General features: G+C 54.4%; 20 protein-coding genes and 1 pseudogene. 8 read left to right on the top strand and 13 right to left on the bottom strand.

All coding sequences use genetic code 11. From position 1 onward, the window contains the following. The first annotated feature begins 135 nt into the window (after positions 1–135). Complete coding sequence (gene clpA / locus FAP39_RS13275) at positions 136–2,457, top strand: ATP-dependent Clp protease ATP-binding subunit ClpA (RefSeq protein ID WP_138016886.1); 2,322 nt, start codon at positions 136–138, stop codon at positions 2,455–2,457. Then, complete coding sequence (locus FAP39_RS13280) at positions 2,454–3,407, top strand: M23 family metallopeptidase (protein WP_138016887.1); 954 nt, start codon at positions 2,454–2,456, stop codon at positions 3,405–3,407. The genes clpA and FAP39_RS13280 overlap by 4 nt, the downstream gene beginning before the upstream one ends. A 4-nt stretch (positions 3,408–3,411) precedes the next feature. Here FAP39_RS13280 and FAP39_RS13285 read toward each other — a convergent pair whose 3' ends face one another. From FAP39_RS13285 to FAP39_RS13295, 3 genes are all read right to left on the bottom strand, one after another. Continuing rightward, positions 3,412–5,643 carry a peptidoglycan -binding protein gene (locus FAP39_RS13285; protein WP_138016888.1) on the bottom strand — a complete coding sequence of 744 codons (2,232 nt, stop codon included), beginning with the start codon at positions 5,641–5,643 and terminating at the stop codon, positions 3,412–3,414. Then, positions 5,644–6,831 (bottom strand): biopolymer transporter ExbB, encoded by a 1,188-nt coding sequence (locus tag FAP39_RS13290; protein WP_138016889.1) that lies wholly within the window; start codon positions 6,829–6,831, stop codon positions 5,644–5,646. Positions 6,832–6,924: 93 nt separating this feature from the next. After that, positions 6,925–7,455 carry a gamma-glutamylcyclotransferase gene (locus tag FAP39_RS13295; protein WP_171006861.1) on the bottom strand — a complete coding sequence of 177 codons (531 nt, stop codon included), beginning with the start codon at positions 7,453–7,455 and terminating at the stop codon, positions 6,925–6,927. A gap of 66 nt (positions 7,456–7,521) precedes the next feature. On the opposite strand from FAP39_RS13295, the gene FAP39_RS13300 reads away from it, so the two are divergent. Next, positions 7,522–8,517 (top strand): DUF2125 domain-containing protein, encoded by a 996-nt coding sequence (locus FAP39_RS13300; RefSeq protein WP_138016890.1) that lies wholly within the window; start codon positions 7,522–7,524, stop codon positions 8,515–8,517. On the opposite strand, the gene FAP39_RS13305 is transcribed toward FAP39_RS13300, so the two are convergent. The 6 genes from FAP39_RS13305 to FAP39_RS13330 form a co-directional block, all read right to left on the bottom strand. After that, positions 8,514–9,320, bottom strand: coding sequence for an extensin-like domain-containing protein (locus tag FAP39_RS13305; RefSeq protein WP_246059147.1), 807 nt, complete (start codon positions 9,318–9,320; stop codon positions 8,514–8,516). The two genes, FAP39_RS13300 and FAP39_RS13305, sit on opposite strands and share 4 nt — an antisense overlap. 38 nt (positions 9,321–9,358) lie before the next feature. Next, positions 9,359–10,285: a prephenate/arogenate dehydrogenase family protein gene (locus FAP39_RS13310; protein WP_138016891.1), complete on the bottom strand. Its 927-nt coding sequence runs from the start codon at positions 10,283–10,285 to the stop codon at positions 9,359–9,361. Next, positions 10,282–11,367: a histidinol-phosphate transaminase gene (gene hisC / locus FAP39_RS13315; protein WP_138016892.1), complete on the bottom strand. Its 1,086-nt coding sequence runs from the start codon at positions 11,365–11,367 to the stop codon at positions 10,282–10,284. The genes FAP39_RS13310 and hisC overlap by 4 nt, the downstream gene beginning before the upstream one ends. Before the next feature lie 337 nt (positions 11,368–11,704). Continuing rightward, positions 11,705–12,325 carry a 30S ribosomal protein S4 gene (rpsD, locus tag FAP39_RS13320; protein WP_138016893.1) on the bottom strand — a complete coding sequence of 207 codons (621 nt, stop codon included), beginning with the start codon at positions 12,323–12,325 and terminating at the stop codon, positions 11,705–11,707. A 239-nt stretch (positions 12,326–12,564) separates the two neighbouring features. Next, positions 12,565–13,626, bottom strand: a complete 1,062-nt coding sequence (locus FAP39_RS13325; protein ID WP_138016894.1) for a Hint domain-containing protein — start codon at positions 13,624–13,626, stop codon at positions 12,565–12,567. A 97-nt stretch (positions 13,627–13,723) separates the two neighbouring features. Further along, positions 13,724–14,638 carry a lipid A-modifier LpxR family protein gene (locus FAP39_RS13330; RefSeq protein WP_138016895.1) on the bottom strand — a complete coding sequence of 305 codons (915 nt, stop codon included), beginning with the start codon at positions 14,636–14,638 and terminating at the stop codon, positions 13,724–13,726. 257 nt (positions 14,639–14,895) lie between these two features. Between FAP39_RS13330 and gmd the strand changes: the two genes are divergently transcribed. From gmd to FAP39_RS13355, 5 genes are all read left to right on the top strand, one after another. Continuing rightward, the gene (gene gmd / locus FAP39_RS13335) at positions 14,896–16,017 is read left to right on the top strand and encodes a GDP-mannose 4,6-dehydratase (protein WP_138016896.1); all 1,122 of its coding nucleotides are present in this window, start codon (positions 14,896–14,898) and stop codon (positions 16,015–16,017) included. A gap of 4 nt (positions 16,018–16,021) precedes the next feature. Continuing rightward, on the top strand, positions 16,022–16,957 hold the full coding sequence (locus FAP39_RS13340; protein WP_138016897.1) for a GDP-L-fucose synthase family protein: 936 nt from the start codon (positions 16,022–16,024) through the stop codon (positions 16,955–16,957). After that, complete coding sequence (locus FAP39_RS13345; RefSeq protein ID WP_138016898.1) at positions 16,954–18,120, top strand: DegT/DnrJ/EryC1/StrS family aminotransferase; 1,167 nt, start codon at positions 16,954–16,956, stop codon at positions 18,118–18,120. The genes FAP39_RS13340 and FAP39_RS13345 overlap by 4 nt, the downstream gene beginning before the upstream one ends. Positions 18,121–18,134: 14 nt before the next feature. Continuing rightward, positions 18,135–19,562: a mannose-1-phosphate guanylyltransferase/mannose-6-phosphate isomerase gene (locus FAP39_RS13350; protein WP_138016899.1), complete on the top strand. Its 1,428-nt coding sequence runs from the start codon at positions 18,135–18,137 to the stop codon at positions 19,560–19,562. Between the two features lie 118 nt (positions 19,563–19,680). Continuing rightward, positions 19,681–21,606, top strand: coding sequence for an FkbM family methyltransferase (locus FAP39_RS13355; RefSeq protein WP_138016900.1), 1,926 nt, complete (start codon positions 19,681–19,683; stop codon positions 21,604–21,606). A gap of 9 nt (positions 21,607–21,615) precedes the next feature. Here FAP39_RS13355 and FAP39_RS13360 read toward each other — a convergent pair whose 3' ends face one another. The 4 genes and pseudogenes from FAP39_RS13360 to FAP39_RS17565 form a co-directional block, all read right to left on the bottom strand. Further along, positions 21,616–22,011, bottom strand: a complete 396-nt coding sequence (locus tag FAP39_RS13360; RefSeq protein WP_246059148.1) for an arsenate-mycothiol transferase ArsC — start codon at positions 22,009–22,011, stop codon at positions 21,616–21,618. A gap of 68 nt (positions 22,012–22,079) precedes the next feature. Then, a complete protein-coding gene (locus FAP39_RS13365) occupies positions 22,080–22,559 on the bottom strand; it encodes a UPF0262 family protein (protein WP_138016902.1) in 480 nt (159 codons plus the stop codon). Positions 22,560–22,669: 110 nt separating this feature from the next. Further along, complete coding sequence (gene hisD, locus FAP39_RS13370) at positions 22,670–23,971, bottom strand: histidinol dehydrogenase (protein ID WP_138016903.1); 1,302 nt, start codon at positions 23,969–23,971, stop codon at positions 22,670–22,672. Between the two features lie 52 nt (positions 23,972–24,023). After that, positions 24,024–24,268: pseudogene (locus FAP39_RS17565) on the bottom strand (hypothetical protein); the annotation flags it as partial.

The following is a 24,268-nucleotide window of genomic DNA, read 5'->3' on the forward strand; positions in this document are numbered from 1 at the left end:
TAAGGTATTTGTGACCAAAAATGTGAAGAAAGGCCTTGAAGACCGGCGCATATAGACCGAACTTTATATCTATGAGGACATGGTTGTCGGGCGCTTTGGCTCCCACGACCCAAAACTAGAAGGAGCACGAGAGCAGTGCCTTCATTCTCGACAACACTTGAACAGGCCATCCATGCCGCACTTGCCCAAGCAAATGCGCGCAAACATGAGTTCGCCACGCTAGAGCACCTATTGATGGCCTTACTCGAAGAGCCCGACGCAATTCGTGTACTTCGCGCTTGCAGCGTGAATATTGATGAGCTGCGGGCCGCATTGGTGGAATACATCGATGATGATCTGTCAAACCTTGAGACAGATATTGAAGGATCAGAAGCCGTTCCAACCGCCGCGTTCCAGCGCGTCATTCAACGCGCCGCCATTCACGTTCAGTCCTCAGGGCGCACCGAGGTTACTGGCGCCAACGTATTGGTGGCAATGTTCGCCGAGCGCGAGTCAAACGCGGCCTTCTTCCTGCAAGAACAGGATATGACGCGATATGATGCCGTGAACTATATCGCGCATGGTGTCGCCAAGGACCCCGCCTTTGGTGAGAGCCGCCCTGTCTCTGGCGCATCCGAATTCGAAGAGGATCAAGGTGCAACTGTCGAAGGCGAGAAAAAAGAAAGCGCTCTGGCCAAATACTGTGTGGATTTGAATGCCAAGTCACGCTCTGGCGATATTGACCCATTGATTGGCAGAGACACTGAGGTTGAACGCTGTATTCAAGTTCTGTGCCGCCGCCGCAAGAACAACCCGCTGCTTGTTGGTGATCCCGGCGTTGGGAAAACTGCTATTGCAGAAGGACTCGCTCGGAAAATTGTAGCTGGTGAGACACCCGAAATTCTGGCCAATACGACAATCTTTTCGCTCGATATGGGGGCCCTTCTGGCTGGCACTCGGTACCGTGGTGATTTTGAAGAACGTCTCAAAGCGGTTGTAACCGAATTGGAAGAACACCCCGATGGTGTCTTGTTCATTGATGAAATTCACACTGTGATCGGCGCGGGGGCCACATCGGGCGGGGCAATGGATGCTTCGAACCTGCTCAAGCCCGCATTGCAAGGCGGCAAGCTGCGCACGATGGGGTCAACAACTTACAAAGAATTTCGCCAGCATTTCGAGAAAGATCGCGCGCTCTCTAGACGTTTCCAAAAGATCGATGTGATGGAACCTTCGGTGCCGGACACAATCAAAATTCTCAAAGGTCTCAAAGAATATTTTGAGGAACACCATGGGGTGAAATATACTGCGGATGCCATCAAAACTGCTGTTGAGCTATCGGCGCGTTATATGAATGACCGAAAATTGCCCGACAAGGCGATTGACGTCATTGATGAAGCCGGGGCTGCGCAACATCTGGTTGCCGCCAGCAAACGTCGCAAGACCATCGGGACCAAGGAAATTGAAGCCGTTGTCGCCAAGATCGCTCGTATCCCGCCCAAGAACGTGTCCAAAGACGACGCCGAAGTGTTGCGTGACCTAGAATCATCTCTGAAACGCGTTGTGTTCGGGCAAGACAACGCCATTGATGCACTATCCAGCGCCATCAAATTGGCACGGGCAGGATTGCGCGAACCTGAAAAACCCATCGGAAACTATCTCTTTGCTGGTCCAACAGGCGTCGGCAAAACCGAAGTCGCAAAACAGCTTGCTGATACCCTTGGTGTAGAGTTGCTTCGGTTTGATATGTCCGAGTACATGGAAAAGCACGCGGTATCGCGTCTCATCGGTGCTCCTCCAGGATATGTCGGATTTGATCAAGGCGGGCAACTGACTGACGGGGTCGATCAACACCCGCATTGCGTGCTCTTGCTTGATGAGATCGAGAAAGCACACCCCGATGTCTTCAACATTCTTCTACAGGTTATGGATCACGGCACATTGACCGACCATAACGGACGATCCGTTGATTTTCGGAATGTGATTTTGATCATGACGTCGAACGCGGGTGCCGCGGAGCAAGCCAAGTCTGCTATCGGGTTCGGGCGTGATCGTCGTGAGGGAGAAGACACCGCTGCAATCGAGCGCACGTTTACCCCAGAGTTCCGCAACCGTCTTGATGCGGTCATTTCGTTTGCTCCGCTGCCGAAAGACGTCATCATGCAGGTCGTAGAGAAGTTCGTTCTGCAACTTGAAGCACAGCTTATGGACCGTAACGTCACGATTGAACTGTCCGACAAAGCTGCGGCGTGGCTGGGTGATCGTGGTTATGACGAGAAAATGGGCGCGCGCCCGTTGGGACGCGTCATTCAAGAACACATCAAGAAACCATTGGCAGAAGAACTGCTATTTGGAAAACTCGCCAAGGGTGGTGTGGTCAAAGTCAGCACTAAGGATGGCAAGCTGGTTCTAAAATTTGACGGTCCGGACAAGCCGCGCCTCACCAAGAACAAGCCACCTTTGCTCACTGCGGAATGATCCGCACGGGTCTCACGCTACTCGTTACACTTGCCGCCGTTCAGGTGGCAAGTGCCCCCGAATTTGAGAACCCTGTCGACTGCGACATAGGAACCACGTGCTATATCGAAGACTATTTCGATCACGACACGACCTCTGCGAAACAGGATTTCATGTGTGGCCTCAATACCCGTGACGGCCATGGCGGGACTGATTTTGCCGTATTGTCGTTTGAAGCAATGCACGCCGGTGTGGATGTATATGCCGTCGCAGATGGAACCGTCATTGGTGTTCGTGACGGACGGCCCGATAGCAAAACTGTAGACCCAGCATCCGAATATGCCTGTGGCAATGGCGTACACATTGATCACGGAGATGGTTGGCGCACGCAATATTGTCATCTAAAAAACGCCAGCGTAGCCGTCGACGTTGGTGCCCAAGTCAGCGCGGGCACGGTATTAGGTCAAATCGGATTGTCCGGCCGAACCAATCATCCGCACCTACATCTCTCGGTGTTCAAAGACGGTGAAAAGGTCGATCCATTTGCCCCGTGGGGGACGCCCTCATGTCAGGGCGATGCTGACGGTGGGCTCTGGAAAACACCGCCGCAGTATTATGCCGCTGGCGTAAGTCGTGCCGGTTTTTCGACGCAAATTCCATCGTTAGGCGACGTTCGTAGCGGCACCGCCAAAGTCGACACCATTCACGGGAACGACCCGATCGTTCTCTATGCCTTGTTTTACCTTGCAAGACCCGGTGACATATTGCGTGTTCAGGCCACTGGGCCAAACGGCACCATATTTCAAAAAGAGTTGGCGCAGACAGACCCCAAGCGCACCCAAATGCAGGCATATGGGCGCAGGGCCCCTTCAGAGGGATGGCCGGAAGGGCGCTATCATGGGCGTGTCATGCTTGTCCGTGATGACCAAATTATCGGGCTGCGCCATACAGACGTCATCATCACGCACTGACGCCCTATCTCTCTGTAATTTTCAACTCGATCCGGCGGTTTTTGGCGCGGGCTTCCGGAGAATTCTCAGGATCAAGTGGCTGATATTCTCCAAATCCGTTCGCCGCGAGGCGATTGGCCGGGATTCCCAAATCTTCAGACATAAAACGCACAACTGAAAGTGCACGACCTTGGCTCAACTCCCAGTTATCTGCATATTTTCCTTGGCTGAAAAAGGCTTGGTTATCTGTGTGGCCGTCAACACGGATGATCCAATCGATCCCCGAGGGAATGTCATCTGCGATACGCTGCAATATCTCTGCAACCTTTGCGATCTCGATCTGACCTTCGGGCGACAACGACGCGCTCCCCACATCAAAAAGAACCTCGGACGAGAACACAAATCTGTCCCCAACAATTTTGACGCCGTCCTCTTTTGCCAAGATTTCACGCATCCGGCCAAAAAACTCCGACTTAAACTTTTCAAGGTTTTTCGCCTCGGCTTCAATCTTGATGCGCGCGGCTTCTTCCAATTCCCGGCGCTTGCGCTCTTCTGCGGCGGCGCGCGCCAACGCGGTATTCAAATCGCTCCCCAAGGTTTCGAGCTGCACCTGCGCCACCTCGTCTCGGGCTTTGGCGTCATCAAGCACCCCCTGCAAGGCCGACAATTGCGCACGCAAGGCGGCAACTTGTTGGTTAAGTAGGGTCACCTGTCGCTGACCTTCCAGAGATCGGGTTTCTTCCTCGGCCAACGCCTTGCGCGCAGATGCCAGCAAGATTTCTTGCTGCTGCGCCGCAGTTAACACCTCTTGCTCGGCCAACTCGGCAGCTTTTTGCGCGGCCAATGCCGCCGCAAGCTGTTGCGTCACATCCGTCTGATCGGCAACCTTAGCTTCCGCCACAAGCTTATCCGCCAAGGCCGCTGCCAATCGTTTCTGTAACTCGGCCTCGGAACTTGCCTCGGCGCTTAGCGCTTCTTCTGCGAGACGCTGCGCAGCAAGCGCCGCTGCAAGCTTTTCTTCCAAGCTCGCCACGATCAACTGCAAACCAGCCCCCGTTTCATTTGCCCTGCGCACATCGGCTTGCGCAGCAAGCTTTGCCTCCAACGCCTGCACCAATCGGGCCTCCAGAGCCGCCAAATCTGCCTGCAAACGCCCCGCTGTGTCTTGGGATTGCGACTTGGCCAACTCAAGATCAGCTTCGGACGCTGCCAGTCTGGCCTGAATATCCTGAATTTCGGCCTGTGTGTGTTCCAGCCCCAAAACGGCGGCAAGCAGCTCGGCTTTCACAGACGCGATTTCGGCATCCTTTTCCCCGGCTTCCACGCGCAACGCCTCAAGCGCCAACACAGTTTCAGTCAGATCACCCTGAACCGCCTGTCCAGACACAAGGGCCGCAGCAAGCTTCACATCCAGATCGTCGCGCGCAGTTTCCGCTGCAGCAAGCAACGTCAAAAGATTTTCTGCATCTTTGCGCTGTGCCTCCAAGGCCAACGTCATCGCTGTGAGTTCGGCATCCGCATCCGTAAGCTTTTCGCGCAGCGCTTCTGCAGCAGCCGCTTCGGCCAGTCGCGCGATTTCCTCTGCACTGAGCGATGCCTCAAGATCTTTGACACGCGCGGCAAGCTCGGACTGCGTTTCTTGCCCCTCTGAAACACTCTGATTGAGATCCGCAATCATCGCCTCAAGCGCTTCACGTTGTGCGGCCGCCAGACGCGCGGCTTCGACCCCGGCATCAATTTCGGAGCGCGCCTGCGCCAGCGCCAAATCTAACGCGTCTTGGTCGCTCAATAGCTCGGCGCGCTCGGCCTCAAGATCCGAAATTGTCCCCAATGCGGTGTCGCGTGCGGCCAAGAGCGCTGCGACCTGTGCCTCGAATCCGGTAATCTTTGCATCAGCTTCGGCAAGTGCCGCATCCTGAACCGAGCGTTCTTGTGTCAGCGCGGCAATACGTGCGGAGAGTTCATCAGCCTGTGAGCGCGCCTCGGTTAAGGTCGAACGTAAGCCACCGACCTCTTGTTCCAAGGTATCATTTTCTTGGCGTTCCAGACCCAGCGCATCAGCCAGTGCAGCCACTTCGGCAGACAAGGCATCAAGTTCGCTTTCTTGGCCGGTAATGGTTTCGCGCAGAACAAATTGAACCACCATGAAGATGGTCAAGACGAACATCAAAACCAACAGCAGCCCAGTCATGGCATCGACAAAGCCGGGCCAAATCGACGCCTGAAAACGTTGTCCGGTCCGCCGAGACAGGGCCATCTATCCGTCCCCCTGCCCTTCGAATTTGGACGTGCCATCCCCTTGGCGCATAATCCGCCCAAGCGCGGCAAGGTCCGTGCGAATTTCTGCCATACTCTCTTGGCGGCCTGCAGATATTTCTTCGAGAATGCGCAGCATCTGCACATCAATCGAGCGCAAACGCATTCTGCTTTCGGCATCAAGACCTTCGTGCTCGAGTCGGCTTTCCAATGCGTGAAGCAATTTTTCCTGCCCATCCGCCACGCGCAACAACGCATTGGTTGTGGGGGCTTGGGCTTCCATCCGGTCCGCGAGCTGGAAGATTCCCTCGACGAGTGACCCGAGCTTGGCATCTATCTCTGCACGGCTGGTCTCGGATTGTACAAAGGTGGCTTGAATGGTTTCGATTTGCAGGGCCATGTGGTCCATCATGCCCGCCATGGCCGTTTGTTCGATGCTGCCTTCGCCTTCGGATGTAGAAAACCCGACCCGCGTGATCGAACTTAGCCATTCTTCCAATTCTCGATAGAATCGGTTTTGGCCATGCCCGGCGAACAACTCAAGCAACCCGACAATAAGCGAGCCCGCCAACCCCAAGAGCGACGACGCAAACGCAATGCCCATGCCGCCCATTTGGCTTTGAAGCCCCTCTTGAAGGCGCTCAAAGACATCTGCGCCGCTTTCGCCATCACGTGGCGCCAGATTGCCGATGGTTTCAACAATCGCAGGCACCGAAGTGGCCAGCCCGTAGAATGTCCCCAACAGGCCCAAAAAGATCAGAAGATTGACCAGATACCGCGTGATTTCGCGGCCCTCGTCAATCCGCGTCGCAACCGAGTCCAAGATTGAGCGCGTCGAGGTGGCGCTGATTTGACTACGCGCACCGCGGCTTCTCAACAAGGCCGCAAGTGGAGCCAACAGTTGTGGAGGCATAATTGCCTCGTGCCCGACAACTTGGTGCGCAAATCCTTCGATCCATCGAACAGATGAAATCAGAGACAAGACCTGTGCAAAACAGGCCACGACTCCAATGACGAAGACCAATACGATAAACCCGTTCAAATAGGGGTTGGCGATGAACACAGGTAACACGCTGGGCAAAGCCAAATAGGCCAAAACCCCAGTCAGCCCCAAAACCACCAACATCAATACGATTTGGCGAAACGGGTGTGAAAAATGTAGCTCGGCCTCGCGCTCCGGCTGATCCATGTGGCCAGCTCCTGACACTTGTTTTTCTTGGCTCACCCTACTGCCAAGCGATGCCTGTGCCAAGGACTTATCCTGAGCGCAAAAATTGGCGGTCTATGTGCCCGTGAGCATCCGCACACGTGCCGACAACCAGTCAAGATCGTCATCCTGAATGCCCAACTCAATCAGGTGCGATGCCGTATTGTGCAGATACTCGGTGTTTGGCCCTCGGCCCCCAACTGCGGTAGCGATGATCTGGGCCTGCTCTTCCATCTCGAGATGACAATATTGTACGTGATTGGGGTCAATCACATAGGTCACGGCTTCGACGATGCGCCCATCCGCAAGCGTAATATCCAACATCTTTTCCAGATATGCCGAAGAGATCAATTCGCGCTCACGCAAATACGCCAATGTCTGGTCTTGCAATTCAGGCGCAACCGAAAGAGCAACCCCCTGACAATGCGCACCGTCTTGTGCATCAAGAGCAAGCACAAGACCTGGTTGTTCTTCGGTCCCGCGATGATGAATAGAGCGCATGCAAAAACTGCGGTGCCACTCGGGAAGTGATGCAATCATGCTTTCTTGATATTCAAACCCCGGATTCCACAAAAGAGACCCATATCCAAACACCCACATTGTCATACCTCTGGCCCTCGCAGTTTTGCGCGTTTAAACACCAAACCAGCTATCGGGAAAAGGGCCTGCTGGATGAAACGCTTACTGATCCTCATTATTGTCGCCTCTGTGGGCTGGTCTGCCTATTGGTTTATCGGGGCAACAGGTGTCAAAACCGGATTTTCGCGATGGTTTGAAAGCCGCCAATCCGAAGGATGGCTGGCCGAATATGATGATCTGTCTGTGAAAGGGTTCCCGAACCGGTTTGATACGACGTTTACATCGTTGTCGCTGGCTGATCCCGACACCGGCGTGGCGTGGACCCTGCCATTTTTCCAGTTGTTCAGCCTCAGCTATAAACCCCATCATATAATCGCCGTTTGGCCCCATACCCAGACCGTGGCCTATCCAGACCAAAAGATTGACGTCTCCAGCACAGACATGCGTGCGTCTCTAGTTGTCGGGGCTTCAACTCTGCTTCCTCTGGAGCGCAGCAACCTCGTGATCCAAGGCCTGTCGGTGACGTCTTCTGCCGACTGGCAGTTCAAGGCCGACAACATTTTGCTCGCAGCGCACCACGAGCCGGACACAGAGGCGACCTATCGCATCGCGCTTCAGGCAGATCAAATCGTACCACCTGTCGGCATTCGGCTTGGAACAGACAATACTTTGCCCAATGCGCTAAGCACTATTAAAGCCGATATCATCGCAAGCTTTGATCAGCCTTGGAACAGACACGCCGTTGAGGTTGCCCGACCGCAACCCACATCAATCGACGTGCGTCTGGCGAAAATGGCATGGGGTGATCTTGATCTGCAAGCCGCGGGCAAGGTCAGCATAGACAATGACGGCATCCCAACTGGCGACATCACCATCCGCGCGACCAACTGGCGGCAGATTATCCAAGTTGCGCGTGGCTCTGGCCAAATTCCCGCAAGTGTTATGGATGGGGTCGAGCAAGGCCTATCTCTGTTGGCTGGCATTTCTGGCAACCCCAAGACGCTGGATATTCCACTGGAGTTTGGCAACGGCATGACACGGCTTGGCCCCATTCCAATTGGCCCGGCGCCGCGCCTAAGGCTGCGTTAACGGCAATAGGGACCATTTCCGTACTTGGCGATGTCAAAGTGGAAATGGTCTTTGTGATATTTGTCCGCATTTGGACCCAAAACAGTGCCAAACGGTCCGCATGCCGATTTGTGCATCTTCTTAAGGATGCGGCCCTTTTTGCCACCGCCCCAGTCGTTCAGCACTGAAATCCGGTTGCCGTTTTTCAACTCGAACGCAGAAATGTCGATTGCGCGGCCTTTGCCATGTTCGGAAATTTTCGCACCCTTGCGGGAATTGCGTGTTCGGCAGGAATATCCGGCAGCAACCCTGATCTTGACGACACCGCCGCCATACCGCCCGACGGCTTTGTCCATGCCGCCATCGACCCATTTTTTCAAAGCTTTGGCCGTGTCACATTCCATCACCGCTGGCGTGCTTAGCGCAACGCCAGAAACCGAATACAGTTTGATAGCCCCCTTACGAATACCACATCCGCTTAGCTTACCCGGAACGCTGCCAACCTCTGCACCTTGAAGCTTGCGATCTTTGCACACCTTTCCAATACCAGCGTCCGCAGCGCCTTTGCGCCGTGCCGCAACAATGGGCTCGGCATCTCGTGCAGGTGCCACTGCTGCACGCGCAGTAGACGCCGTGGCGGCTGTGGCGGCAGCAGTTTCGGCGGCGGGCGCCTTAACTGGCGCCTTGGCTCCGGCTGTGACCTTGGCAGGACGTAGAACAGGGCGCACCGACGTCTCTGGAGCCAAACTTGGCAAGGCCGGCGGGAATACGTCTTCGCGTGAAACAGGGCGCAAAGAGGAGCTTGGCGCATTTGCGAGTGCCACTGTGGCCACGAGAAACAAGGGTATTGCGACCCGAGCAATCAAGGTTTTGGCGCTCCGCGACCAAAATCAGGGGCATCAGTGTCCTGACCGGCTTCGATAATGCCGCGGCGAATAGCGCGCGTGCGCGTGAAATAATCAAACAGATGGTCGCCATCACCAGTTCGGATGGCCCTTTGCAAGGCAAACAACTCTTCGGTAAAGCGGCCCAAAATTTCAAGCGTGGCTTCTTTGTTGTTCAAAAACACATCGCGCCACATTGTCGGGTCAGAGGCTGCAATACGGGTAAAGTCACGAAATCCCGCAGCAGAATATTTGATCACTTCGCTGTCGGTGACACGGCGCAGATCGTCCGCCACGCCAACCATGGTATAAGCAATCAAATGCGGGGCATGCGACGTCACAGCCAGCACAAGGTCATGATGGTCCGCATCCATTTCGGCAACATTCGCGCCAATCCCCTCCCACAGCGCTCTGAGCTGGGAAATTGCGTCAGGATCGGTGTCCTCTGTGGCGGGAACAATAATACACCAGCGGTTGTCATATAGTTCGGCGAAACCAGATTCCGGCCCTGAATGCTCTGTTCCTGCCAAGGGGTGGGCTGGAATAAAATGGACATCCTCCGGCAAATACGGCGAGACGGCGTCGATCACCGATCGCTTTACAGAGCCGACGTCGGAGATCGTCGCACCTGATTTGAGAGCTGGGGCAATATCGCGTGCGACGGCCCCCATTGCCCCCACTGGCACGCAGAGGATCACAAGATCAGCGTCTTTGACGGCCTCTTGAGCGCTCTCGCACACACGGTCACACAAACCAATTCTACGGGCAGTTTCGCGCGTTTCAGGTGAACGAGCATATCCCGTCACTTCGGTCACAAGGCCACCGCGTTTGATGGCCCAGTACATTGAAGACGCAATAAGCCCGAGACCAATGAGTGCCACGCGCCCATAAATTGGCTGTGTCATCTGGCGCCGCCTTTGAATTGCCCAACGGCATGTGCGACGCGCCGACAGCTGGCTTCGTCTCCGACGGTGATCCGCAAACAGTTCGGCAAGCCGTATCCCGCAACGCGGCGGACAATCAGCCCTTGGGATTTCAAATAATCGTCACAGGCCTCGGCCTCTTGCTGATCTGAAAAGCGCGCCAAAATAAAGTTGGCTGTCGATGTATCAGAAGGCACACCGTGCTCGGCCAATGCTTCGGCCAACCATGCCCGCCATTTGGCATTTTCCTGACGGCATTTTTGCACATATGGCAAATCTTTGATCGCGGCTTCGGCTGCGGCCAAGGCTGGCGCGGTCAAATTGAACGGTCCACGCACCCGGTTGAGCACATCAATAATCGGCTTTGGCCCATAGCCCCAACCGACCCGTAATCCGCCCAGACCGTAAAGTTTGGAAAACGTACGCGTCATCACAACATTGTCGCGCATATCAACGAGGGACGCACCGCCGTCAAAGCCTTCAACATAGTCGGCATATGCACCATCAAGAACCAAAATAGCCTGTTCCGGCAATCCTTCGGCCAAGCGCGCGACTTCGTTCCCCCCGATCATTGTACCCGTGGGGTTGTTGGGGTTGGCGATGAACACAAGCTTGGTGTTCTTGGTGCACGCGGCAAGGAGGGCGTCAACATCCGTGACCCGATCACACTCAGGTGCCACAACAGGCGTGGCACCTGCAGCGAGTGCGGAGACCCGATACATGGAGAACCCGTGTTCAGTATACAGAACCTCGTCACCTGGCCCGGCAAATGCTTGGCAGAGAAATGCAATAATTTCGTCAGACCCAGCACCCATAAGAATGCGATCAACATCCAGCCCATGAACGTCGGCAATCGCGGTACGCAGAGACAAATGTTCAGAAGATGGATAGCGGTTCAGCTCGTACCCTGCCCGACGATGCGCCTCGACGGCTGCTTCGCTTGGCCCAAGGGGGTTTTCATTCGACGACAGCTTGACCACATCAGTCACGCCGTCGATCGTGGACTTACCACTGACATACAACTCGATATCCAGAATACCCGGTTGTGGTACGATATGTGACATCAATACATCTCCTACTATGGGTCGGGTTCTAGCGCCCGCTTGAGAGGTTTGAAAGATTCTAAATCAGCTTTGCGCCAAGTTGCGTTTTTGCGGTCACGCATCGGGTTTTTGAATTGACCACACGAGCCCCCTTGAGCGCTACACAACGTCCTATACGTGGCGCATCCCCCGAGAGCCGTGCGAGTTCCGGCATTCATACGCGAAAAAACGCCCCTTAATGAAATTTTGGCCAAAGACGTGAGATCGTGGGGCACAGGAAACTGCGACCCACACAAAAAGAAAAGCCCCCGAAAATCGGAGGCTTTCCAAAATCTTGCAACATATGTTGCAGAGACAATTAGTTTTTGGCGTAGAATTCGACCACGAGGTTTGGCTCCATCAAAACTGGGTAAGGCACATCGCCCAAACCAGGAGTGCGTACAAACGTAGCAGTCATCTTGCTGTGATCGGCTTCGATGTAATCAGGGACATCGCGCTCGGCCAGTTGAACGGCTTCCATCAAAACAGTCAGCTGTTTGGATTTATCACGAACTTCGATCACGTCACCTTCTTTAACACGGTAAGAAGGGATGTTCACTTTTTGACCGTTCACTTTGACGTGGCCGTGGTTCACGAACTGACGTGCAGCAAATACGGTTGGAACGAACTTGGCGCGGTATACAACTGCGTCCAAACGGCGCTCGAGCAGACCAATCAGGTTCTCACCTGTATCGCCTTTAACACGCTCGGCTTCACCGTAAATGCGACGGAACTGTTTTTCGGTCAGATCGCCATAGTAGCCTTTAAGCTTTTGCTTGGCGCGCAGCTGAATGCCGAAATCTGACATTTTGCCTTTGCGGCGCTGACCGTGTTGACCGGGGCCATATTCACGACGGTTTACTGGGGACTTTGGGCGGCCCCAGATGTTTTCGCCCATGCGGCGGTCAATTTTATACTTGGCAGACGTACGTTTAGTCACGGCTGATATCCTTCTTTTGGTCGACGCCCATTTCGAATGAGCGACTATGAAGGGCGTTGTCCTCTGGTCGAGACCTGACAGGGATCCCCTTGCGGGGGCCACCAACACCAATGAAGTCGCGCTTATAGCTGTGAGCACACCAGAGTCAACACCTCAAAGATCATCCCACGCGCAAACGGGTCCAAGGATATAAAAAAGGGCCCAAAGGCCCTCTTTGTGTACCGAAAAATGGTATCTAGCTATGCGGCTTCGTACTGAAGAATCGCAGCCTCGGATGCACTAAGGTTGCGCCGGGCATATCCGCCATAACTATTTGTATCATATTCCAGATCAGGCATCATCCCAATCAGACGCGCACGGTCGCTTTGCTCCAGTGTTGTCATCGCAGCGTTAGCGGGGTGAAAGCTTTCTGTTTCGACACCATTTGCCCAAAGCACCTGATGGCTTGGCAACATCAAATGCACATATGTCACTTCGCGCACAGCCGTATCGACTGTGATGGTGCTCCCGTTGACCAAATCCTCTGCGGACACCAGCACCTCGGACGTATTGAACAAGGCCTGCGCAGTCGCCCCCTGAACCAGAACCCGATGACTTGGCGACACCAACAGCTCTTGGTCTGGGCGTTCAATGCCCAGCGCCCCAGCCCGAAAACGTACAGGGCGCAATTTTGGCAATGCAAACAACCGAGCCCCCGACATACGTCGGCTGCCAATCCAGCAAATTTCCTCTGCACCGTTATCTTTGGTCTGAACCAGATCCCCCTCGCGAAGGTCTTGAACCAACCTTGGTCCGGTCGGGGTTTGAATCATCGTACCCGGTGTAAAGCAAATGACCCCACCCGTGGCCGGCCCCATTGGGTTGGCCTCGATGGCGTCCATGGAATGATGCACAACCCAAAGCTCGGTATCACTTGGTGGAACCGCATCCAAAAACATCAACAACGGGGCACTTCCGGCGACATCAATCACCGTGACCGAATAGCTTTGCGCCCCATTCGTGACCACGAACCCGCCTTCCAGCAACGGTTCATCCAAATCCGTTTCATCTAACTTAGGAGAATTTTTTACAGCTTCCCCAACCAGTCGACGCACCATACGCGCCGCCCGCTTGCGGATGTTTGCCTCACCTTCCGCCTGATCGAGTCGCAAAAGCTCTCCGGGTCCGTCCACACGAACGGAATCCCCATGCCATGACCACACCGCGCCCGTTTCGAGCGACTGCACCGGTGCTGCCGATTGACCGTCTACTTCTGTTTGCGACCAGGAGATGACAAACGTGCCTCGAAAGCCCGTCTTCATTGCCCGATAACCTGCCATTTAGTTTTTTTATTACGGTTAGGATAACAGACGAGATTCGCTGTGAAAAGTGTTAATGCAGAAAAGCTTAACAGTGTGTCTAAAATTGTAGATCCAGTCGCAGCGCGCCAACAACCTGTTCGTCTCTCTGGCCCACAAATTCTTTACTCAACCACGTAAGCCCATAGAACACCGCGCTTTTTTCACCTTGCCAATGTACACCCGCACGCACACGACTGCGGGCGTCCGACAAAGCATACCCGCGATCTTCGGGTAAATATGCACTGTCATACACTTTCGCGATATCCGCACCGACAATCCAGCTAAAGCCTTGGGATGCCCGCTTGATCGTCCGATAGCGATGTCCTGTAACCGGATCGCGCACCAAAAGGTCGGCCGTCCCCACATCACCAAACGTTAAATCAAACCCGACACGCGCAAAGGTTTCTACGCCAGCACGGAACTCGGCAAAGGGTCGCACTTCTGTTTGTGATCCAACAGTCCAATCTTTTGCAGCTTCGAATGTCATGCTGGGGCGAACTTTGTTCCCGATCTGCGCATTCAACGTTGCATTTGACGGGGGTGGTGTACCAAGCAATTTATGTAGCCCCGTTTGGATATGATCCAATTGTGTTTGGGGCCCCAGAACAACGATATCCCCACCCAGACTAAGATCCAGCCCCTGCGACATCCAATGCGTATGCACACCGCCAGATAGCGCCCCCGCCCACGGGCGATCCCCCGCAGCGGGTGTTACGATGTCTTCGGGAGCAATAATTTCACCCAAGATGCGAAACTCGAGAATTCCCCCGAACTCGGATGGGGCGCGGCCCTGCCAATCTTGGCCAAACACATAGCTTGAGGCGATCGAGCCTGTACGCCAACGATCTTTGCCATCGCCAATCAGGTCATTCACAAACAATCGGCCGTGTCCGAGCTGATGCGTATCCTGCGCCGCCGCTGAGGTGAACAGCGTCAAAGAAACCAATACAAAAGAAACAATGCGCCCCAACATACCAAACTCCGTGAATGCCTGTGATGCGCATTTCCTACCTCCCGACTAAGGCGAAAACCAGTGCCACATGCCCCTGCCCCAAGGCATTTTCATGATCTATTCGGGCGAAAATGCGGCGCACATCGACCTGCGACACCTCGCAAGTGTCATTGGGCAATTAGGCCTCGACCCTTGCACGCGCCCCTTGTGGATGGCATTTGTATCTCGTGGCCGAGAACGTCAACTTTCGGGCAGCACAACAGAGATCGGCAGGCACCATGACAAAAAAAGCACTTATCACCGGCATTACAGGCCAAGATGGCTCTTATCTTGCGGAATTTCTGTTGGAGCAGGGATATGAGGTGCATGGCATCAAACGGCGCGCATCGTCGTTCAACACTCAGCGTGTTGATCACATCTTTGAAGATCCGCATACTGATAATGCGCGCTTCATGCTGCACTATGGCGATTTGACAGACAGCTCGAACCTGACCCGCATCCTGCAAGAAGTTCAACCAGACGAAGTTTACAATCTGGGCGCCCAGAGTCACGTCGCGGTAAGCTTTGAATCTCCTGAATATACCGCCGACGTCGATGCCATGGGCACGTTGCGCTTGCTCGAGGCAATTCGTTTCTTGGGAATGGAAAAGAAAACCCGGTTTTATCAGGCGTCCACTTCGGAACTTTATGGCCTCGTGCAGGAAACACCTCAACGCGAAACCACGCCGTTTCACCCGCGCAGCCCCTACGCGGTGGCCAAGATGTACGCCTATTGGATCACGGTGAACTATCGCGAAGCTTACGGCATGTACGCCTGCAACGGCATCCTGTTTAACCACGAAAGCCCGCGCCGCGGCGAGACGTTTGTCACGCGCAAAATTACCCGCGGGTTGGCCAATATCGCCCAAGGTCTGGAGCCGTGCTTGTACATGGGCAACATTGATGCACTGCGCGATTGGGGCCACGCCAAAGATTATGTGCGCATGCAGTGGATGATGCTGCAACAGGACACGCCAGAAGACTTTGTCATCGCGACCGGCGTGCAATATTCGGTCCGCCAGTTCATTCAATGGTCTGCCCAAGAGCTTGGCATTACCTTGCGGTTCGAAGGCGAAGGCCTCACCGAACAAGCCATCGTCGACAGCATTTCAGGTGATAGCGCACCTGCCCTCAAGGTGGGCGATGTTGTCATGCGTATCGATCCGCGATACTTCCGCCCTGCCGAAGTCGAGACCTTGTTGGGCGATCCGACGAAAGCCAAAGAAAAACTTGGCTGGGTTCCAGAGATCACCGTTCAGGAAATGTGTGCCGAAATGGTCACCGAAGACCTCAAGGCGGCGCGACGTCAACGTGTGCTGGTTGATCATGGTTATCAAACACCTGTCGCCCGCGAGGACTGATATTATGGGGTCTAAACGCACTTTGTTTCTGACTGGTGGCGCCGGCATGGTTGGACGCAACATTCAGGACCACCCTGCCGCTGCAGACTGGCATATCCTTGCCCCGCGCAGCGCAGAATTGGACCTGACCGATGCCGATGCGGTGACCCGCTTTGTGGACACCCACAAACCCGATCTTGTGGTGCATGCCGCAGGGCGCGTGGGGGGCATTCAGGCCAATATGGCGCATCCCGTCGCGTTTCTTGAGGAAAACACCGCGATGGGTCGCAACGTGATCATGGCAGCCCACCGCGCGGGCGTGCGCGATTTTCTTAACCTTGCATCGACCTGCATGTATCCGCGCGCCGCGGCCAACCCTCTGCGCGAAGAGATGATCTTGACTGGCGAACTAGAGCCCACAAACGAAGGGTATGCCTTGGCCAAGATCATGGCCACCCGCCTGTGCCAGTACATCGGCCGCGAAGACACGGATGCGCGGTATAAAACCTTGATCCCGTGCAATCTGTTTGGATTACATGACAAATTTGACCCCAAACATTCCCATCTGGTTCCGGCCATCATCCACAAGGTGCACGAAGCCAAGCGGCTGGGACAAGACACCGTTGAAATTTGGGGCGATGGCACCGCGCGGCGTGAATTCATGTTTGCCGGTGATCTTGCCGATGCAGTTATGCAGGCCGCCAACGACATGGCCGCCCTGCCCGACCTTATGAACACGGGCCTTGGGCATGATCACACAATCAACGACTATTACGCGACCGTCGCCAAAGTCGTCGGCTGGGATGGGACGTTCACGCACGACCTGTCCAAACCCGTCGGCATGAAGCAAAAGCTCTGTTCGACCGAACGTCAAGCCAAATGGGGCTGGAGCGCCCCAACATCGTTAGAAGACGGATTGGCCCAGACGTATCGCCATTATCAAGAAAGTTTTGCCCAATGAGCACCAAGTACCCGCTGGCCACATCATCATGGGATCAGGCCGAGTATGACGCCCTCAATCGCGTCATCGACTCTGATATGTTTTCGATGGGCCCAGAGGTGCGTGCCTTTGAGGAGCAATTCGCGACACAGTTCGGCAGCAAATATGCTGTGATGGTCAATTCTGGATCGTCCGCAAATTTATTGATGACGGCCGCGCTGTTCTTTACGCAGAACTCTGATCTCAAACTGAATAGAGGAGACGAAATCATCGTCCCCGCCGTCAGTTGGTCAACCACCTATTACCCCTTGGGGCAGTACGGGTTGAAAATGAAGTTCGTGGATATTGATCTGTCGACGCTGAACTATGATCTTGATGCGCTCGCAGACGCCGTCACAGAAAAAACCCGCGCCATTATGGTCGTGAACCTGTTGGGTAACCCAAATGATTTCGCGGCCCTTCAGAACATCATTGGTGATCGCAATATCGTTCTGTTGGAAGACAATTGTGAGTCAATGGGCGCAACGTTTGATGGCAAACAAGCGGGCACATTCGGCGTTGTCGGCAGCTATTCCGCGTTTTTCTCGCACCATATTTCCACCATGGAAGGTGGGATCGTGGTCACGGATGACGAGGAACTGTATCACATCATGCTGTCTTTGCGGGCGCATGGCTGGACACGAAACCTGCCAAAATTCAACCGTGTCACTGGCGAGAAGAGCGACGATCCGTTTGAGGAAAGCTTTCGCTTTGTCTTGCCCGGATACAACCTGCGCCCACTGGAAATGTCTGGTGCACTTGGGATTGAGCAACTCAAGAAGCTGCCGTCCCTCGTTGAGGGGCGACGTGCCAATGGTGCCGCGTTACAGGCCAAGTTGGGCAATCATCCCAAATTCATGATTCAGCGCGAAATTGGCCAAAGCAGCTGGTTTGGCTTTTCGCTGGTGTTGCGCCCTGATCTGGGGCTGGAACGTGCCCCATTTGTGAAACAGCTTATTGAAGCTGGATTTGAATGCCGCCCCATCGTGGCTGGCAACTTCGCCAAAAACGAAGTGATGAAATATTTTGACTATGATATTCACGGTCAGCTCAGCAATGCCGACTATATTGACTCGTATGGCCTGTTTGTTGGCAACCACCATTTCCCTATCCCCGAGGCGATCGACGCATTGGCGGCACTTTGACGAGGTAACCGATTGTGACCACCATTACTCCTGTCTTGCTCTGCGGCGGCTCGGGCACCCGCCTTTGGCCACTGTCTCGCAAAAGCTATCCAAAGCAATTTGTACCTTTGGTTGGCGACACCACATTGTTTCAGGCCTCGGCCCAGCGCCTGTCTGGTGATGGCTTTGGCGCGCCGTTGGTGCTTACCAATTCAGACTTTCGTTTTATCGTCACCGAGCAACTGGCAGAAATCGGCATGGACCCCGGCGCGATTTTGATTGAACCCGAGGGACGCAATACCGCACCTGCCGTTTTGGCCGCGGCCCTGTGGCTTGAGAAATCCGATCCAAACGGGTTGATGCTTGTGGCCCCCTCAGATCACGTTGTGCCTGACGCACCGGCCTTTCGCGCGGCCGTTCAAGCCGGTGCAAAAGCTGCATTGGAAGGTGAATTGGTTACGTTTGGCATCAAACCCACACACGGCGAAACCGGATATGGGTATCTGGAACTTGCCGAAGACCCCGAGAGCTTTGACGCACAGCCGTTGCGGCTCAACCGGTTTGTCGAAAAGCCAGATGCCGCCCGCGCCGATGACATGGTCAAAGCCGGCAACTTTCTCTGGAATGCCGGGATTTTTCTGTTTTCGGTGCGCGCCATTATTGATGCTTTCATGGCCCACGCCCCTAATCTGATGACCCCCGTTCAGACATCGATTGATGAGGGGAAACCCGATTTGGGATTCCTGCGACTTGATCCGCAAGCATGGGGTGAGGCCGAAGATATCTCGATTGACTATGCCGTCATGGAACGCGCAGACAATCTGTCTGTCGTGCCTTTCTCCGCTGGATGGTCTGATCTTGGTGGTTGGGACGCGGTCTGGCGCGAGTCCAATCGCGATGACCGCGGCGTTGCCACATCCGGCCCAGCAACAGCATTGGATTGCGACGACACGCTCTTGCGGTCCGAGGACGGTGGGCTCGAGGTCGTTGGCATTGGCCTGAAAAACATCATCACCGTCGCCATGCCAGATGCCGTCTTGGTCGCCGATGCAAGCCGTGCACAAGATGTCAAAAATGCGGTTGCCGCGCTCAAGAGCAAGAAGGCCAAGCAAGCCACTGCGTTCCCCAAAGACCACCGCCCATGGGGGTGGTTTGAAAGCCTTGTGATCGGTGAACGTTTTCAAGTGAAACGCATTATGGTTCATCCCGGCGCATCATTGTCGTTGCAAAGCCACCATCACCGATCTGAGCATTGGATTGTCGTCGAAGGCACCGCCAAAATCACCTTGGATGATGAGATCAAACTCTTGGGCGAGAACCAGTCTGTCTACATCCCTCTTGGTGCCGTGCATCGCATGGAAAACCCCGGAAAAGTCCCCATGGTACTGATCGAAGTCCAGACTGGAACATATTTGGGAGAAGACGACATCATTCGATATGAAGACGTCTATGCTCGGGACTAGGCGCGAACGGCATCAAGGGCGCTCTTGAATTTCAACATCACTTCACGCACGCTATGCGCGTGTGGGGCACCTTAGATCGGGCTCCGTGCAAGGGTGTGTTGAGCAGGGACTTGGATCTATGAAATCGCGAGAAGCGTCCGAACCAAAGATCGTCGCCACACTTCACGGCATCAACGTTTTATCTGCCCCACATTTGACCCGCGCCCATATCCGCAACATCACTACTAACAACTTTGAGCGCCCCGAGATCGAGGCCGGGCTGGCAAATCTACGCCCGGGGGATCGTATCGTCGAAATGGGGGCCGGATCAGGTATCGTGGGATCTATTTTCGCCAAAAACATCGACGATCTGCGCATATATTCGTTTGAAGCGAATCCTGATCTTATTCCACATATTGCCGAGCATTATGCGCGAAACGATGTTGCAGACGTCATCACTCTTCAGAACAGAATTGTGGTAAGCGCCGATGATGCGCCAGCCACTCTAGAGTTCCACATTAGCGAGAACTTTCTGGGATCACAGATGTCCGATACGGACCTCGTGGCGAACTCAAGAATTGCGACCATAGAAACCGAGAACTATGCAGAACTCACATCACAAACCCCTCACAATGTTCTGGTGATGGACATCGAAGGGGCGGAACTTGAGTTTTTACGCCATGCCGACCTTTCTGGCATTGACCTTATCATGATGGAACTGCATCCCAAAATCTATGGCGTTGAGGGTGCGCAGGAATGCCGCTCAATTCTAACCAGCTCGGGCTTTTCAATCGAGGAACGATCCTCTCAAGCCCATGTTGTCACATATAAATCGGCCGAACGCGCAAAGCTTGGCCTGACCGACGGAAAGTTTGCTTCTGTGTTTTTGCCCGAGAAATACGACCTTCAACCCGACCAGAGCATCAAGGCACAAACACGCGTCATTGAAAATGCAGTCTTGGCAAAGACGCCCCGTTCTGAGGGGTACAAAATCAAAGCAAGTGTGTTTGATGCGCAGCGGCAATTGGTGCCAGAGGCAAAATGCTGGATCGCGCAAAGAACACCTGCAACGGTCGAGCGTGCACATCCACGCGCCAACCGCATAAAACATCTTCCGGGTGTGTGGCTATTTGGCGGACGCTACTTTCCGCACTTTGGTCATTTTCTGACTGAAAGCATCTCTCGGCTTTGGGCATTGGATCATCTGACCCAAAAAATTGAGGGGGTCTTGTATTTCCCGACCTACAACAATTTTGCCGAAACCGCGCCGCATAGTTTTGAGCAGCTCAGCACAATTTTGGATGTTCCGTTTAACTGGAAAATTTGCGATCAGTTTTATCGCGTCGACAAGTTAATCGTGCCAGCCCAAGGCACCGGCGCAAGCCGTTTGATGCTGTCATCCCCCGAGTTCCGCACCTTTATCAAACGCCATCTCAGCAAAGACCTGACACCGACAGGGTGCGATAGGCTGTACATCTCGCGCTCTCGTTTTACCGAAAAATCCCGCCTGTTTCTTGGCGAAAACGCATTAGAAGCCCTGTTGGAGAAGGAAGGGTATACCATCTTCCATCCGCAAGAGCATTCATGGCAGGAACAATTACGCTATTACCAGTCGGCAAAACATATCGTCGGGCCAGACGGGACACCATTTCACTTGGTAAACTATACGTCGCGCCCTGACCTAAAACTCAGCATTATTCAGCGGCGCCCAACAAATGACGCCAGTCAACTTGCCCAACAAGGCGCGATGTTTGGGGTTGGCAAAGCAGAAAGCATTTCCGCACTCCGGCGCATGTGGTCGTTTGCAGGAACCCGACGCGCCTCGCTGAATCTGATTTGCGAGGTCAAATTTTCCGAGCTGTGCGCAGCTCTCAAGGCACAAGGCATGATTGGGCAATCTGCCAACTGGCAAGACCTGACCGACATCGATCTTAAACACGAACTCGGCGAGATCGCGTCGCGCGAACAAAATGATCTTTACGAGGTCACCAGCCTGACGCAATCGCTGGAAGAGCACCCTGTACTGATGTCAAAAGGCCAGCCCCAAGTCATAAATTTGCCCTAGACAGCGACCTTAGCCAAGCTGGGGCGCGCCCCACCGTTCTGTGAGACGTGCGATAATTTCATCTCGCGCCTGTCGATATACCTCAAGGCGCGCCTCGCGGGTTTCACCTTGGCCACACGGATCCATAATCGGCCAATACTCAAGATCCAAAAAGTAATACCGCGTCAGATCTTTGACTTCACGACGGCTGGCTGGCGTCAACGCCACCACCAGATCAAACGAGGACAGTTGATCGCCCCACTTTTCCATCTCGTCAAAACTGCGCGACCGATGGCGCGACAATTCCACGCCAAGCTCTTGGCATACGGCGATCGCAAACCCGTCAATTTCCAGATCGTTCTTGATTCCGGCTGACTGGACATAGGTTGCCGCGCCGTAAAACTGCTTCATAATACCCTCAGCCATTGGCGAGCGCACCGCATTGTGGTCACAACAGAACAGGACTGACTGAGGAAGCTCCTGAACCACGCGTGTCAGCTCCCGAAATGCAAGACACAGACCAGCGTAAACAGGCGGCGCGCCGTGTCATGGTCGATGTTGGCCTTGCCTTCTAGACGTTCTTCGAGAATACGCGCGCCTTCGTTGTGGATGCCCCGTCGCGCCATATCAATGGTTTCGATTTGGCTGGGTGGCATGTTCTTGACCGCATCAAAGTAGCTCTCGCAGATTGACCAGTAATCTTTGACGACCTGACGAAACGGCGACATCGACAGATGGAATTCCACTGCTTTTTGGCCAGCTTCAGTATTGATATCAAACACAAGGCGCTTTTCGCGGATAGACAGCTCAACCGCATACGGGCCGTCCGGCACAACTCGGTCCTCACGCTTGGGCAGATCAAACACATTGTTTTCAATCAGATCAAACATCGCCACCTTGCGCTCTTGTTCGATCTCGGGCGTGGGCGCAGGAAGATTTCGGTCGTCGATCTCGATTTTACTGATACAGGACATGACGGTTCTTTTTGATTTCGATTTATAAGACTACGTACATTATGCACGCTATCGGAGCAATGCTGCGGGCTCCCCGTGCGACGTCAGCACAACAAGGACCTCACGAACCCCTAATCATTGAGGGCATCAAGGCGTGCGCGCACACTCAGACCATGCGCCTCAAGGCTTTCACTGATGGCAAGCGTTTCGGCAGCAGGACCGATGGCGCGCAACGCTGCTGGTGTCATTTTGGAAAGCGTGGTGCGTTTGATAAAATCCATAACCGACAGTCCCGAACTAAAGCGTGCAGATCTTGCCGTGGGCAGTACGTGATTGGGGCCTCCGACATAGTCCCCAATCGCTTCTGGCGTATATTGACCCAGAAAAATTGCGCCCGCATGTGTGATTTTGTCCCCAAGACCGTCTGGATCAGCCACGCAAAGCTCTAGATGTTCGGGGGCGACCCGATTTGACAGGGCTGCGGCCATATCCAGATCAGGTACCGTAATAATCGCCCCGAAATCGCGCCAGCTGATCCCTGCAATCGCCCGCCGCTCAAGCGTCTCCAGACGTTTCTCAACGGCCTCAGCCACCGCTTGGCCAAACTCCGCATCATCGGTGATCAGAATGGACTGCGCGCTTTCGTCATGTTCAGCTTGCGACAGCAAATCCAGCGCGATCCAATCCGGATTGTTGTCTTTATCGGCAATCACCAAAATTTCGGATGGTCCAGCAATCATATCAATGCCGACTTTGCCAAACACCCGTCGCTTGGCTGCCGCCACAAACGCATTCCCCGGTCCGGTGATTTTGTCCACTGGGGCAATGGTTTCTGTGCCGTAAGCCAGAGCGGCCACGGCCTGAGCACCGCCAATGCGATAGATTTCATCTACTCCTGCCAGACGCGCCGCCAGCAGAACAAGAGGGTTCGCCTTGCCATCCGGTGTGGGGACCACAATCGCCAAGCGCCCAACCCCCGCGACCTTGGCCGGGATTGCGTTCATCAATACAGAAGACGGATACGACGCCAGCCCACCAGGGACATACAGACCGGCCGCCGAGACAGGCGTCCACCGCCAGCCAAGCATCGCCCCGTTTTCGTCAGTCCAGCTTTCGTCAGAGGGCATTTGCCGCGCATGATAGACGCGGATGCGCTCTGCGGCCAATTCAAGCGCCGCACGATCGTGATCGTTGACCTGCGCACAATACGAGTCAATTTCTTCGTTCGAAAAGGCCATCGTTTCTGGCGTCAAAGTCAGACGGTCAAATTTCTGGGTCAGATCAATGATCGCCGCATCGCCGCGCGCACGCACATCCGCAATAATATCCGCCACAACAGCATCAACATCTGGGCTATCTTCGCGCTTGGCGCCTAAAAGCGCCGCAAACCGATCTTCGAAATCAACTGTGCTGGCATCAAGAAACTGGGGCATGAGGCTCTCCTTTTGTTGTGACATACCTGTGCCAAAGCAGAGCCTCAAGAGATTAGCGTGTCACGGGAGCGCCTTGAAGAGACCAGAGCCCAACACCCGCCAGCAAAAGCGCAACACCCGAGGCCACAGTGCGTGTGATATTCCATGTTTGCCACGGCCCGGAATAGGCATTCCAGACTTCGGACGCACGGGTCAATTCCATCGGTGTCTCTACGAGCGCCAGAGCCTGATTCTGAAGTGGTCCGGCAAATTCGGACAGCGTGCTAAGATGTATCCAACCCGATTGAATGGATACAA

The sequence above is a fragment of the Shimia litoralis genome (genome assembly GCF_005518135.1).
In the GTDB taxonomy this organism is placed as follows: Bacteria; Pseudomonadota; Alphaproteobacteria; order Rhodobacterales; family Rhodobacteraceae; genus Shimia_E; species Shimia_E litoralis.

Excerpts from the sequence above, each read along its gene's own strand:
- FAP39_RS13345 (WP_138016898.1), top strand. The coding sequence starts at position 16,954 with ATGAGCACCAAGTACCCGCTGGCCACATCATCATGGGATCAGGCCGAG.
- FAP39_RS13325 (WP_138016894.1), bottom strand. The coding sequence starts at position 13,626 with ATGAAGACGGGCTTTCGAGGCACGTTTGTCATCTCCTGGTCGCAAACA.
- FAP39_RS13300 (WP_138016890.1), top strand. The coding sequence starts at position 7,522 with ATGAAACGCTTACTGATCCTCATTATTGTCGCCTCTGTGGGCTGGTCT.
- FAP39_RS13285 (WP_138016888.1), bottom strand. The coding sequence starts at position 5,643 with ATGGCCCTGTCTCGGCGGACCGGACAACGTTTTCAGGCGTCGATTTGG.
- FAP39_RS13310 (WP_138016891.1), bottom strand. The coding sequence starts at position 10,285 with ATGACACAGCCAATTTATGGGCGCGTGGCACTCATTGGTCTCGGGCTT.
- gmd (WP_138016896.1), top strand. The coding sequence starts at position 14,896 with ATGACAAAAAAAGCACTTATCACCGGCATTACAGGCCAAGATGGCTCT.
- FAP39_RS13365 (WP_138016902.1), bottom strand. The coding sequence starts at position 22,559 with ATGTCCTGTATCAGTAAAATCGAGATCGACGACCGAAATCTTCCTGCG.
- FAP39_RS13295 (WP_171006861.1), bottom strand. The coding sequence starts at position 7,455 with ATGACAATGTGGGTGTTTGGATATGGGTCTCTTTTGTGGAATCCGGGG.
- hisD (WP_138016903.1), bottom strand. The coding sequence starts at position 23,971 with ATGCCCCAGTTTCTTGATGCCAGCACAGTTGATTTCGAAGATCGGTTT.
- FAP39_RS13280 (WP_138016887.1), top strand. The coding sequence starts at position 2,454 with ATGATCCGCACGGGTCTCACGCTACTCGTTACACTTGCCGCCGTTCAG.
- hisC (WP_138016892.1), bottom strand. The coding sequence starts at position 11,367 with ATGTCACATATCGTACCACAACCGGGTATTCTGGATATCGAGTTGTAT.
- FAP39_RS13330 (WP_138016895.1), bottom strand. The coding sequence starts at position 14,638 with ATGTTGGGGCGCATTGTTTCTTTTGTATTGGTTTCTTTGACGCTGTTC.
- FAP39_RS13355 (WP_138016900.1), top strand. The coding sequence starts at position 19,681 with ATGAAATCGCGAGAAGCGTCCGAACCAAAGATCGTCGCCACACTTCAC.
- FAP39_RS13340 (WP_138016897.1), top strand. The coding sequence starts at position 16,022 with ATGGGGTCTAAACGCACTTTGTTTCTGACTGGTGGCGCCGGCATGGTT.
- FAP39_RS13360 (WP_246059148.1), bottom strand. The coding sequence starts at position 22,011 with ATGGCTGAGGGTATTATGAAGCAGTTTTACGGCGCGGCAACCTATGTC.
- FAP39_RS13290 (WP_138016889.1), bottom strand. The coding sequence starts at position 6,831 with ATGGATCAGCCGGAGCGCGAGGCCGAGCTACATTTTTCACACCCGTTT.